Raw genomic sequence first — 12279 nt, forward strand, 5'->3', positions numbered from 1 at the left:
ACCTGCGAACAGGATCAGTAGTACGCGTTTTCCTTGTTGCTGTGGTCGGTCACGTCGCGCACGCCCTTGAGCTCCGGGATGCGCTCGAGCAGGGTGCGCTCGATACCGTCCTTGAGGGTGACGTCGGCCTGGCCGCAGCCCTGGCACCCGCCACCGAACTGCAACACGGCGATGCCGTCGTCGACCACGTCCACCAGGCTCACGGCACCGCCGTGGCTGGCCAGGCCCGGGTTGATCTCGGTCTGCAGGTAGTAGTTGATGCGCTCGTTGAGCGGGCTGTCCTCGTTGACCATCGGCACCTTGGCGTTCGGCGCCTTGATGGTCAGCTGGCCGCCCATGCGGTCGGTGGCGTAGTCGACCAGTGCGTCCTCGAGGAATGGTTCGCTGACCGCGTCGATGTAGGCGGTGAAGCTCTTCAGGCCGACGGCGGTATCATCGGGCTTCTCTTCGCCCGGCTTGCAGTAGGCGATGCAGGTTTCGGCGTACTGGGTACCCGGCTGGGTGATGAAAATACGAATGCCGATACCCGGAGTGTTCTGCTTGGAGAGCAGATCGGCCAGGTAATCATGGGCGGCGTCGGTAATGGTTATAGCGCTCATGGAAGTTCCTCACAGACTTGCGGCCAAGTGTACGCCAACCTGGCCTTCGAACAAAGTCCTAGTATTTGACTCGGGAAAGCGCGAACGCCTGCCGTTGCTCCCCGCGCGCCTGCAACCAGGCCTGCAGGCGCCGGTGCAGGCCACGTTCGAGCCACTGGTAGCTGAGCCACGACATTAGTCCAATGGACAGCACACAGGCGACGAACACGCCGTAGGGGTCCAGGCCCAGGCGTTGGCTGGCGAACCAGCCACCATACAGCACCAGCACATGCATCAGGTACACCGAATAGGAGCAGTCGCCCAGGGCCTTGAGTGCACGGTTGCCGTGGAAGTACGGCTCGAGCGCGACGAAGGCCAGCACCACCAGCGCGCTGGGCAGGCCCCAGTGCAGCAAGCGTACCGAGGCATCCAGGTGATAGAGGGCCAGGCCGGCCAGGCCAAGCACCAGCAGTGGCAGCCACAGCCCTTCGCGCACCAGGCCCCGGCGATACAGCACGCCGATGCCGATACCCAGCAGGAATTCATAAATGATGCCGTTATTGTAGAAACGACTGAGCACCCCGACCCGCCCCAGCACCTCGCTGACCAACAACAGTGCGCCAGTGACCAGCAACAGGTGGTGGCGCCGCCGCACCAGGAAAGCCAGGCCGAACAGCAGGTAGAAGAACATCTCGAAATTCAGTGTCCAACCGACGTTGAGGGTCGGGTACAAGCCGTAGCCGCCGGGGTTCTCGGCCGGTATGAACAGCAATGACAGCAGCAGGTGCTGCCAATCGAACACCTGGTGCGGCATCCAGCGGCTGGCCACCAGCATCAGCGCGCCCATGAGCAGCGTGTAGAACCAGTAGGCTGGCACGATGCGCAATACCCGGTTGAGCAGAAACTGCCCGGGCGCCATGGGTTTGTCGCGGGTCGAGAGATAGATCACCAGGCCACTGATGACGAAGAAGATGTCCACGCCAACAGCGCCCCGGTCGGCAAGCAGTTGGCCGATGGGGCCGGTGGCGTGGAAGTCGAAGAAGATTTGCATGAAGTGGTGGCACACAACCACCCAGGCGGCGAACGCCCGGAGAGCCTGAAGCGAATACAGCATGTCGGTTCCTGCGGTTTTCGGTGCATTGAGGCCCAGTGCAGGTAGGCGAACGCTTCGCGCTCGATCGCGGGACAAGCCCGCTCCCACAAGGTTTGTGGCGATCCCTGTAGGAGCGGGCTTGTCCCACGATGGGCTGCAACGCAGCCCCATTTGCATCCGGAACCACCCAGGGGTCCGACTGCAAAAAGCCGGGAAAGGTCAGGCGCCCTCCCCGGCAATCGATCAAAGGTTCTCGTAGCGGTTCATGTCCAGCACCCCCGCCTCCACCGGCTCGGTCTCCTTGATGAAGGCGTTCAGGTCGTGGAAGTAGCGCCAGAACTGCGGGTGGCTGCGGCGCACGCCCCAGCGCTGGACGATCCGTTCGAACTTGGCGGTATCGTCGCGCGCCGCCTCCATGTCTTCGACGAACTCCGGCACATCCCGGGTAGGGATGTTGAAGATGAAGTTCGGGTAGCTGCTGAGCACGCCAGGGTACAACGTCAGGGTGTCCAGCCCTGGCTGGTAGCGGTAGGCCTCACCCAGCAGGAAGGCCACGTTGCTGTGGGCGCGGTTGCGCAGCAGGCTGTAGACCTGACGCTGGCCGCCCTGCCCTTCGATGCGCAGCATGGTCGCCTCCGGCAACTGGCCGATCACCTTGAGGCCAGCGGCCGGGCGCGATACCAGGCGGCTGAGGCTCTGCTCGGCGTCCTGGAACTCGGCGCTCATCTGCGCGCGCGAGCAGTGGGCGCCCTGGCAGCGGTTGATCGGGTCAGGGGCGGCATTGAGGCTGCCGGTACGCTGCAGCAGCTTCAGGCCAAAGTCACGCTTGGGGTTCTTGGTATCGAGCACCAGGCCGCTCGGGGTGCTGGTGTCGATGTCCTCGTAGTCCAGCCACATCTTCACCTTGCCACTGTTCTGGTACCAGTCGCCGAGGATCGCGCCACGTTGGTCGGCTGGCATCAGGCGCAGGAAGTTGACCTCGGCGCCGTTGCGGATCAGGTCGAAGTACAAGCGCGTCTGCAACTGGTGCGAAACGTTGCCGAATACGTCGAAGTTCACCGCCAGCTGGTAATAGGTACGCTCGAACAACGGGTAGTCGAACAGCCAGATGGTCAGCGGCACGTCACCGATCAGGCCCTTGCTCACTGCAGCGCTGTCGAAGTGGCGGAAGATGGTCAGCAACGCGTTGTCGTTGCCGGCCCACAAGGTAGACCAGCCTGGAGCCGGCATGTCGGCATAGGCCTTGCGGCGCAGCTTCTCGTACTCGTTGCGCTTGTCGCGGTAGGCGTGCCAGAGGCTCAGCACGCTGCCCACGTCGTCGATCTGCCCGGGCATCGCCAGCAATGGCGTGGCCTCGCCGCGGTATTGGGCATCGGTGACATAGCGATCATGCGCCGGCTCCTGGAACAGCGCCCAGAAGTTGTCGCGGATCACATCGGTGGCAATCTGACCACGGCACACCGGGCCGCGAATGAAGGTGCGCACGAAATACTCGGCGTTATCCAGCATGAACTGGTAGCGCGCCACCGCCGGGATCGCTTCGAAGGTCTCGAACGGGTTGGAGCGGTGGCGCGGGCCGTAGCCGGGCAAGGCGGTGGCGTGCCAATCGCCGCTGTAGAACAGCTGCTTGACCCGCTTTAGCTTCTGCGGGCCCATCGGGTAGGTGATGTGGGTCTTGTGCACGATCACGCCCTGCACCGGAACCAGGCGATAGTAGAAATCGGTGCCCGGCGGGTCGTTGGGGCGGCGCGTGGCGATCAGGTCGACCGGCTGGCCGCTGGGCGTGCGCGAACGCACCCACTGGAAGAAGTGGCCTGGCTCACCGCCAACGAAATGGATGTGCGCCAGGAACAGGTGCTCGTACAGCCAACGGCCGACCAGCGCCTCGGTGGAGCCGGGGCGGTTGAACAGCTCTTCCCATTCGGCGATCTGCCTGGCCTCGGCCGGGCTTGGCTGGATCGGCTGGTATTCGACCGGCGCACCGGCAGCCAGCCAGCGTTGCATCGTCTGGTACTCGGTATCGGTCAGGCCGGTGACCGCCAACGGCATGCCCTCTTTCGGATGGGCGCCGGCGTAGGCATCGAACTCGTGGGGCAAGGGGCACATGTTGTTGCGGTTCAACCCCAGGACGATTTCCTCGGGCAGCTTGGCATTGGGCGTGAGCGGTGTACGGTGGCCCAACTCGAGCATGCGCGCCATCAAGGCCGCCTGGCTGCCCTGGTTGTCGAGCACCGAATAGAAGCCCTTCTTGCGCCAGGCCTCTTCACTGTGGGCATCGTAGAACAGGCGCGTGGTCGGCACGGCCTTGCTGCGCTCGCCCTGGTACACCGGCGTCTTGGACGCGCCGCGCACCGCGCCTTCGGGGCTTTCCAGCTTGAGCTGGCAGGCCGCGTCGTTGCACGCATGGCAGGCCACGCATTTCTCGGTGAAGATGGGTTGGATGTCCCGGGTGTATGAAATCGCCGAGCTCGATTGGGGGGCTTGCCCGACCGCCACGCCGCTGATGAGCAGGGCGAAGGCGCCAGCAAGTAAACGATGCACCATGTGCCGAATGTCCTGGTTCTTGAAAGCCATCACGATTTGCCTGTCCGGTCCCTGGGTGCTTGCTACGTGCCCGTCAACATGAAGCAAATTCATGCAAATGGCCAACACGTCTAAAATCCGTGCAGCTTTGTTATTATTCAGCACCTTCCGAAATTTGCCCGACCAGGTAGTTCCTATGTCCGACCGCAGCGCTCGTTTCCAAGCACTCCAGCACGCACTCAAGGAGCGCATACTGATCCTCGACGGCGGCATGGGTACTATGATCCAAAGCTACCGTCTGGAGGAACACGACTATCGTGGCACGCGCTTCGCCGATTGGCCAAGCGACGTCAAGGGCAACAACGATTTGCTGTTGCTCACCCGGCCCGATGTCATCGCCTCGATCGAGAAGGCCTACCTCGACGCCGGCGCCGATATCCTCGAGACCAACACCTTCAACGCCACGCAAATTTCCCAGGCCGACTACGGCATGGAAGCGCTGGTGTACGAACTGAACGTCGAAGGTGCGCGCATCGCCCGCCAGGTCGCCGACGCCAAGACCCTGGAAACCCCGGACAAGCCCCGCTTCGTCGCCGGCGTGCTCGGCCCGACCAGCCGCACCTGCTCGATCTCGCCGGACGTCAATGACCCAGGCTACCGCAACGTCACCTTCGACGAGCTGGTGAAGAACTACACCGAGGCCACCCGAGGCCTGATCGAGGGCGGCGCCGACCTGCTGCTGATCGAGACCATCTTCGATACCCTCAACGCCAAGGCGGCGATCTTCGCCGTGCAGCAGGTATTCGAGGAAGACGGCGTCGAGCTGCCGATCATGATCTCCGGCACCATCACCGACGCCTCCGGTCGCACCCTGTCCGGGCAGACCACCGAGGCGTTCTGGAACTCGGTGCGCCACGCCAAGCCGATCTCGGTGGGCCTGAACTGCGCCCTGGGCGCGAAGGACCTGCGCCCGTACCTGGAAGAGCTGGCCACCAAGGCCGACACCCACGTCTCGGCCCACCCCAACGCCGGCCTGCCCAACGCCTTCGGCGAATACGACGAAACCCCGGCGGAAATGGCCGCGGTGGTCGAGGAGTTCGCCGCCAGCGGCTTCCTCAATATCATCGGCGGCTGCTGCGGCACCACCCCACCGCACATCCAGGCCATCGCCGAGGCCGTGGCCAAGTACAAGCCCCGTCATATCCCGGACATCCCCAAGGCCTGCCGCTTGTCGGGCCTGGAGCCGTTCACCATCGATCGCCAGTCGCTGTTCGTCAACGTCGGCGAGCGCACCAACATCACCGGCTCCGCCAAGTTCGCCCGGCTGATCCGCGAGGAGAACTACACCGAAGCCCTGGAAGTGGCCCTGCAGCAGGTCGAGGCCGGTGCCCAGGTGATCGACATCAACATGGACGAAGGCATGCTCGATTCGAAGGCTGCCATGGTCCGTTTCCTCAACCTGATCGCCGGCGAGCCGGACATCTCCCGGGTGCCGATCATGATCGACTCCTCCAAGTGGGAGGTGATCGAGGCTGGTCTCAAGTGCATCCAGGGCAAGGGCATCGTCAACTCGATTTCGATGAAGGAAGGCGTCGAGCAGTTCAAGCATCACGCCCGCCTGTGCAAGCGCTATGGCGCCGCGGTGGTGGTGATGGCGTTCGACGAAGTCGGCCAGGCCGACACCGCCGCGCGCAAGAAGGAGATCTGCCAGCGCAGCTACGACATCCTGGTCAATGAAGTGGGCTTCCCACCGGAAGACATCATCTTCGATCCGAACATCTTCGCCGTGGCCACCGGGATCGAGGAACACAACAACTATGCCGTGGACTTCATCGAGGCCTGCGCCTACATCCGCGACCATCTGCCATTCGCCTTGTCGAGCGGCGGCGTGTCCAACGTGTCGTTCTCCTTCCGCGGCAACAACCCGGTGCGCGAGGCGATCCACTCGGTATTCCTCTACCACGCTATCAAGAACGGCCTGACCATGGGCATCGTCAACGCCGGCCAGCTGGAGATCTACGACGAGATCCCCGCCGCGCTGCGCGAGAAGGTCGAGGACGTGGTGCTCAACCGCACCCCGCACGGCACCGACGCCCTGTTGGCCATTGCCGACGACTACAAGGGCGGCGGCGCGGCCAAGGAAGTGGAAAACGAAGAATGGCGCACGCTGCCGGTGGAAAAGCGTCTTGAGCACGCGTTGGTCAAGGGCATCACCGCCTTCATCGTCGAGGACACCGAGGAGTGCCGCCTGCAGTGCGCGCGCCCCATCGAGGTCATCGAGGGCCCGCTGATGAGCGGCATGAACGTGGTCGGCGACCTGTTCGGCGCCGGCAAGATGTTCCTGCCCCAGGTGGTCAAGTCCGCCCGGGTGATGAAGCAGGCCGTGGCCCACCTGATCCCCTTCATCGAGGCCGAGAAAGGCGACACCCCCGAGGCCAAGGGCAAGATCCTCATGGCCACGGTCAAGGGCGATGTGCACGACATCGGCAAGAACATCGTCGGCGTGGTGCTCGGTTGCAACGGCTACGACATCGTCGACCTGGGCGTGATGGTGCCCGCCGAGAAGATCCTGCAGACCGCCCGCGAGCAGAACTGCGACATCATCGGCCTCTCCGGCCTGATCACCCCATCGCTGGACGAGATGGTCCATGTCGCCCGCGAGATGCAGCGCCAAGGCTTCGACCTGCCGCTGATGATCGGCGGCGCCACCACATCCAAGGCACACACTGCCGTCAAGATCGAGCCCAAGTACAGCAATGACGCCGTGGTCTACGTCACTGACGCCTCGCGCGCGGTGGGCGTGGCTACCCAGCTGTTGTCCAAGGAACTCAAGCCGGCCTTCGTCGAGAAGACCCGCCAGGAATACGTGGAGGTGCGCGAGCGCACCGCCAACCGCAGCGCCCGGACCGAACGCCTGGGCTACGACCAGGCCATCGCCGCCAAGCCGCAATACGACTGGGCTGGCTACACCCCGGCGGTGCCCTCCTTCACCGGCGTCAAGGTGCTGGAAGACATCGACCTGCGCGTGCTGGCCGAATACATCGACTGGACGCCGTTCTTCATCTCCTGGGACCTGGCCGGCAAGTTCCCGCGCATCCTCACCGACGAGGTGGTCGGCGAGGCCGCCACGGCGCTGTACAAGGACGCCCGCGAGATGCTCGACAAGCTGATCGACGAGAAGCTGATCAGTGCCCGGGCAGTGTTCGGCTTCTGGCCGGCCAACCAAGTCGCCCATGATGACATCGAGGTGTACGGCGACAACGGCGAGAAACTGGCCACCCTGCACCACCTGCGCCAGCAGACCATCAAGCCGGATGGCAAGCCCAACTTCTCCCTGGCCGACTTCGTCGCGCCCAAGGACAGCGGCCTGACCGACTATGTCGGCGGCTTCATCACCACCGCCGGCATCGGCGCCGAGGAGGTGGCCAAGGCCTACCAGGACAAGGGCGACGACTACAACTCGATCATGGTCAAGGCCCTGGCCGACCGCCTCGCAGAGGCCTGCGCCGAATGGCTGCACGAGCAAGTGCGCAAGCAGTACTGGGGCTATGCCAAGGACGAGCAGCTGGACAACGAGGCGCTGATCAAGGAGCAGTACAGCGGCATCCGCCCTGCCCCGGGGTATCCGGCCTGCCCGGACCATACCGAGAAGGCCACGCTGTTCCGCCTGCTCGATGGCACCGCCATCGGCGAGGCCGGCCCCAGCGGCGTATACCTGACCGAGCACTTCGCCATGTTCCCGGCGGCAGCGGTGAGCGGCTGGTACTTTGCCCATCCTCAGGCCCAGTATTTCGCCGTGGGCAAGGTCGACAAGGACCAGATCGAGCGCTACAGCGCGCGCAAGGGGCAGGACGTCAGCGTGAGCGAGCGCTGGCTGGCGCCTAACCTGGGTTACGACAGCTGATCGTGCATGGGGCCGCTTTGCGGCCCTTTCACGGCACAAGGCCGCTCCTACAGGATGATGCGCCAGCCTTGTAGGAGCGGCCTTGTGCCGCGAAAGGGCTGCAAGGCAGCCCCCCATACACCTGTCTACACTGTCCCTGATTGCCTCTGTTTCAAGGAGCCCTTCATGGACGACAACGACCCAGGCAAAGCCCCCACTTTCTGGCAGATGCTGCAAAGCATCCTCGCCGCCGCCTTCGGCGTGCAAAGCGGCAAGAACCGCGCCCGCGACTTCACCCACGGCAAGGCCAGCCACTTCATCGTGCTGGGCACCTTGTTCACCCTGGTTTTCATCCTCGTGCTGGTGGGCCTGGTGCAACTGGCCCTGCACCTGACCGCTCGCTAGAACGCATGCCGCCCGCGGATATCCCTTCCGCGGGCGGTTCTGGTTTTGCTCATGGTCTTAGGTTCGGCGTTACTGGTGGCTGACCCAATACACGGCGGCCACGACGACGAGGATGATCAGGCAGAGGATCGCCCAGGCGTCGACACTGCTGTCAGCTTTGCGCAACTTGGTCGAATTTCCCATTGCATTGCCTCTTGTAGTGGTTATGGGAATGCACTTCAACCAGCAGTTAAGACCAGCAATGCCCTTCCCTCAAGCAGGGTTTTCAATACTCGACGGGCGACGTCAGGAAAGGGTAGTGAAAGTCGACCGGGCGGCCCTGGGCGCTGTAACGGCGAAAATCGACGCCCAGGTCGTCCTGCTGCAGCAGGTCAAGCCAACGCCGCGCCTTGGCCTGGTCGATCAATTGCAGCACCGGAATGTGGTGCTCGGCCAGCCCATCACGGTTGATCGCCAGCCCCTGGGCGTCATCGTGAAGCATCACCATGGCCCAGCCGCCCAAGGTGAAATGCCCGCCCATCAGCACCCCCAGGCGCCCTTCGATACGGGCGCGCAGGGCCTCGGGCGAGCTGTTGATAGCACTGAAGATCACGTCCCGGCCAGGCTTGCGCCCCGCCTCCTCGAAGGCCTGCATGGCCCCGAAGGCCATCTCGTCGTTGGCCGACCACACCAGTTGCGTGCGCGGGTAACGCGCCTGCAGCACCTGGGCCTGCTCGTAGGCACGCTGGCGGCTCCAGCCGCCGTAGACCACCTGGCGCAGGCGCACCTGGGGAAGGTCGGCCAGGGCGCGGCGCATACCCTGCTCGCGCAACTGCGACGCCGGCGTGGTCTTGACCCCGGCGAACGCCACCAGGTCCACCGGGCCGGCACCTGGCGGTAACAGCGCGACCATCTCCCGCAACATTTGGTACCCGGCCTGCTCATCGTTGCCGGTCAGGGTACCGAGCAAGGGCGCATACTTGTCCGGCTGGGCCTGGACGCTCTGCGCCTGGGCCTGGGTCAAGCCGTTATTGACCAGGAACAACTTGACCCCAAGGCCTCGAGACAGACGAATGATTTCAGGGGCCAAATACTGTTCGTTGACCAGCACCAGATAATCGGGCCGCCGGGGGCCTGCCAGCACGGCCTTGGCCTGGGTCAGGGCGAGGTCCGTACGCCGCTCGCTGTATTCGATCTGCAGGTCCATGCCCAACTCATCGGCCGCCGCCTGCATGAAGCGTGAATAACCCACCCAGAACGTTTCGTTGGAATAGCCCGGGTTGAGGAACACCACGGAGGCGGCCTGTGCGCTCGCCGCTGCCAAGGGCAGGCTCAGGCACAGGCCCCGGCACAAGGCCTTGAGCATGCGAATACATCCCTGCGAAGCAAACCCGGGATTATAAACAGACCCTGTGCTTGCGCGAGCAAATGGCAGTCAGTCTCACTTAGTCCAATTGGTTCTTTTCATATGCAAAAACATCACTTTAGCGCATAAACACAACCTGATATCGTGCCTCGGCTCCGATGCGGAGTGCGCGGCCGTGCGCGCGAATTGCTGCCTGCAGCCTGAGACAGGACTTATATGTACGTATACGACGAGTACGACCAGCGGATCATCGAGGACCGCGTCAAGCAGTTCCGGGATCAGACCCGCCGCTACCTGGCCGGTGAGCTGAGCGAAGAAGAATTCCGCCCTCTGCGCCTGCAGAACGGCCTTTATATCCAGCGTTTCGCCCCGATGCTGCGGGTCGCCGTGCCGTATGGCCAGCTCAACGCCCGTCAGGTTCGCGTGCTGGCCAAGATCGCCCGCGACTACGACAAGGGCTACGCCCACATCAGTACCCGCCAGAACGTGCAGTTCAACTGGCCGGCGCTGGAAGACATCCCGGATATCCTGGCCGAGCTGGCCACCGTGCAGATGCATGCGATCCAGACCAGCGGCAACTGCCTGCGCAACACCACCACCGACCAGTTCGCCGGTGTCGCCGCCGACGAGGTGATCGACCCTCGCCCGTGGTGCGAGATCGTCCGCCAGTGGACCACCTTCCACCCGGAATTCGCCTACCTGCCGCGCAAGTTCAAGATTGCCATCAACGGCTCGAAGGAAGATCGCGCGGCCATCGAAGTGCACGACATCGGCCTGGAGCCTGTGTACAACGAGGCCGGCGAGCTGGGCTTCCGCGTCCTGGTCGGCGGCGGCCTGGGCCGTACTCCAGTGGTGGGCTCGTTCATCAATGAGTTCCTGCCCTGGCAGGACCTGATCAGCTACCTGGATGCCATCCTGCGCGTGTACAACCGTTACGGTCGCCGTGACAACAAGTACAAGGCGCGGATCAAGATCCTGGTCAAGGCCCTGACGCCTGAAGTGTTCGCCGAGAAGGTCGAGGCCGAGATGGTCCACCTGCGCGGCGGCCCGACCACCCTGACCGAAGCGGAACTGCAGCGCGTCTCGCGCCACTTCGTCGACCCGGCCTACCTGGCCCTGGACAACGTTGATTACACCTCGCTCGACCAGGACTACCCAGGCTTCGCCCGCTGGCGTGCGCGCAACACCCGCGCCCACAAGAAACCTGGCTATGTGGCCGTCACCCTGTCGCTCAAGCCCACCGGCGTCGCCCCGGGCGACATCAGCGACAAACAGCTCGACGCCGTGGCCGACCTCGCCGAGCGCTATAGCTTCGGCTTCCTGCGTACGTCCCACGAGCAGAACATCATCCTCGCCGATGTCGAGCAGCGCCAGCTGCACGCCCTGTGGCTGGAACTGCGCGAGCTGGGCTTCGCCACGCCGAACGTCGGCCTGTTGACCGACATCATCTGCTGCCCGGGCGGCGACTACTGCTCCCTGGCCAACGCCAAGTCGATCCCGATCGCCGAGTCCATCCAGCGCCGCTTCGACGACCTGGACTACCTGTTCGATATCGGCGAGATCGACCTGAACATCTCTGGTTGCATGAACGCCTGCGGTCACCACCACGTCGGCCACATCGGCATCCTCGGCGTGGACAAGAAGGGCGAGGAGTTCTACCAGGTTTCCCTGGGCGGCAATGCCGCGCGCGATGCCAGCCTGGGCAAGATCCTCGGCCCATCCTTCGCCCAGGACGAAATGGCCGACGTGATCGAGAAGCTGATCGACGTGTACGTGGAACAACGTACCGAGGAAGAACGCTTCATCGACACCTACCAGCGCATCGGTATCGACCCTTTCAAGGAACGCGTCTATGCAGCGAATCATTAAGAACAACCAACTGGTCGACGAAACCTGGCACCTGTTGCCCAAGGACACTTCGTTCGACGAGCTGACCAACTGCGACGACTACATCGTCCCCCTGCAGATGTGGCGCGACCATGCCCATGCCCTCAAGGCCCGCGACGGCGGCCTGGGTGTGTGGCTGGACAGCGACGAGGAAGCCGAGGAAATCGGTGACGACGTGCAGCACTTCCAGGTCATTGCCCTGAACTTCCCGGCGTTCACAGACGGGCGCAACTATTCCAATGCGCGCCTGCTGCGTGACCGCTACAAGTTCAAGGGTGAGCTGCGCGCCATCGGCGACGTGCTGCGCGACCAACTGTTCTACATGGCCCGCTGCGGCTTCGACGCCTTCGCCATCCGCGCCGATAAGGACCCGGAAGACGCGCTGCAAGGTCTGAAGGACTTCTCGGTGACCTACCAGGGCGCCACCGACGAGCCGCTGCCGCTGTTCCGTCGCCGCTGATCGTCGCCTGCGATGCCAGACGGCCCGCCTCTATGGCGGGCCGTTTCGTTTTCTGTGTCGGCTCTTACGCGGGTACAGCGTCGTCGGTCCTTTTGCGGTAACAGC

The 12279-nt window shown here is 63.7% G+C and carries 8 protein-coding genes; 4 read left to right on the forward strand and 4 right to left on the reverse strand.

The annotated features are described in order from the left end of the window. Positions 1-14: 14 nt before the first annotated feature. The 3 genes from nfuA to ACXHGZ_RS12315 form a co-directional block, all read right to left on the reverse strand. Complete coding sequence (nfuA, locus tag ACXHGZ_RS12305) at positions 15-599, reverse strand: Fe-S biogenesis protein NfuA (RefSeq protein ID WP_043206916.1); 585 nt, start codon at positions 597-599, stop codon at positions 15-17. Positions 600-657: 58 nt separating this feature from the next. Then, on the reverse strand, positions 658-1692 hold the full coding sequence (locus tag ACXHGZ_RS12310; RefSeq protein ID WP_324817711.1) for an acyltransferase family protein: 1035 nt from the start codon (positions 1690-1692) through the stop codon (positions 658-660). A 222-nt stretch (positions 1693-1914) separates the two neighbouring features. After that, entirely contained in the window at positions 1915-4215 is a 2301-nt protein-coding gene (locus ACXHGZ_RS12315) for a fatty acid cis/trans isomerase (protein WP_480464048.1), read from the reverse strand. A 175-nt stretch (positions 4216-4390) separates the two neighbouring features. On the opposite strand from ACXHGZ_RS12315, the gene metH reads away from it, so the two are divergent. Continuing rightward, entirely contained in the window at positions 4391-8098 is a 3708-nt protein-coding gene (gene metH, locus ACXHGZ_RS12320; RefSeq protein WP_480460082.1) for a methionine synthase, read from the forward strand. Positions 8099-8263: 165 nt separating this feature from the next. Then, positions 8264-8482, forward strand: coding sequence for a DUF2970 domain-containing protein (locus ACXHGZ_RS12325; RefSeq protein WP_224456143.1), 219 nt, complete (start codon positions 8264-8266; stop codon positions 8480-8482). A 265-nt stretch (positions 8483-8747) separates the two neighbouring features. On the opposite strand, the gene ACXHGZ_RS12330 is transcribed toward ACXHGZ_RS12325, so the two are convergent. Beyond that, complete coding sequence (locus tag ACXHGZ_RS12330) at positions 8748-9827, reverse strand: ABC transporter substrate-binding protein (protein WP_480460083.1); 1080 nt, start codon at positions 9825-9827, stop codon at positions 8748-8750. Between the two features lie 216 nt (positions 9828-10043). Here ACXHGZ_RS12330 and ACXHGZ_RS12335 point away from each other — a divergent pair, with 216 nt between their 5' ends. Continuing rightward, complete coding sequence (locus ACXHGZ_RS12335) at positions 10044-11696, forward strand: nitrite/sulfite reductase (RefSeq protein WP_480460084.1); 1653 nt, start codon at positions 10044-10046, stop codon at positions 11694-11696. Next, positions 11680-12174, forward strand: a complete 495-nt coding sequence (locus tag ACXHGZ_RS12340; RefSeq protein ID WP_480460085.1) for a DUF934 domain-containing protein — start codon at positions 11680-11682, stop codon at positions 12172-12174. Before ACXHGZ_RS12335 ends, ACXHGZ_RS12340 begins: the two co-directional genes overlap by 17 nt. The last annotated feature ends 105 nt before the right edge of the window (positions 12175-12279 follow it).

This window comes from Pseudomonas shiyinii (genome assembly GCF_056725765.1).

Coding starts and splice junctions, on each gene's coding strand:
- ACXHGZ_RS12315 (WP_480464048.1), bottom strand. CDS start 4,215: ATGGTGCATCGTTTACTTGCTGGCGCCTTCGCCCTGCTCATCAGCGGC.
- ACXHGZ_RS12310 (WP_324817711.1), bottom strand. CDS start 1,692: ATGCTGTATTCGCTTCAGGCTCTCCGGGCGTTCGCCGCCTGGGTGGTT.
- nfuA (WP_043206916.1), bottom strand. CDS start 599: ATGAGCGCTATAACCATTACCGACGCCGCCCATGATTACCTGGCCGAT.
- ACXHGZ_RS12340 (WP_480460085.1), top strand. CDS start 11,680: ATGCAGCGAATCATTAAGAACAACCAACTGGTCGACGAAACCTGGCAC.
- ACXHGZ_RS12325 (WP_224456143.1), top strand. CDS start 8,264: ATGGACGACAACGACCCAGGCAAAGCCCCCACTTTCTGGCAGATGCTG.
- metH (WP_480460082.1), top strand. CDS start 4,391: ATGTCCGACCGCAGCGCTCGTTTCCAAGCACTCCAGCACGCACTCAAG.
- ACXHGZ_RS12330 (WP_480460083.1), bottom strand. CDS start 9,827: ATGCTCAAGGCCTTGTGCCGGGGCCTGTGCCTGAGCCTGCCCTTGGCA.
- ACXHGZ_RS12335 (WP_480460084.1), top strand. CDS start 10,044: ATGTACGTATACGACGAGTACGACCAGCGGATCATCGAGGACCGCGTC.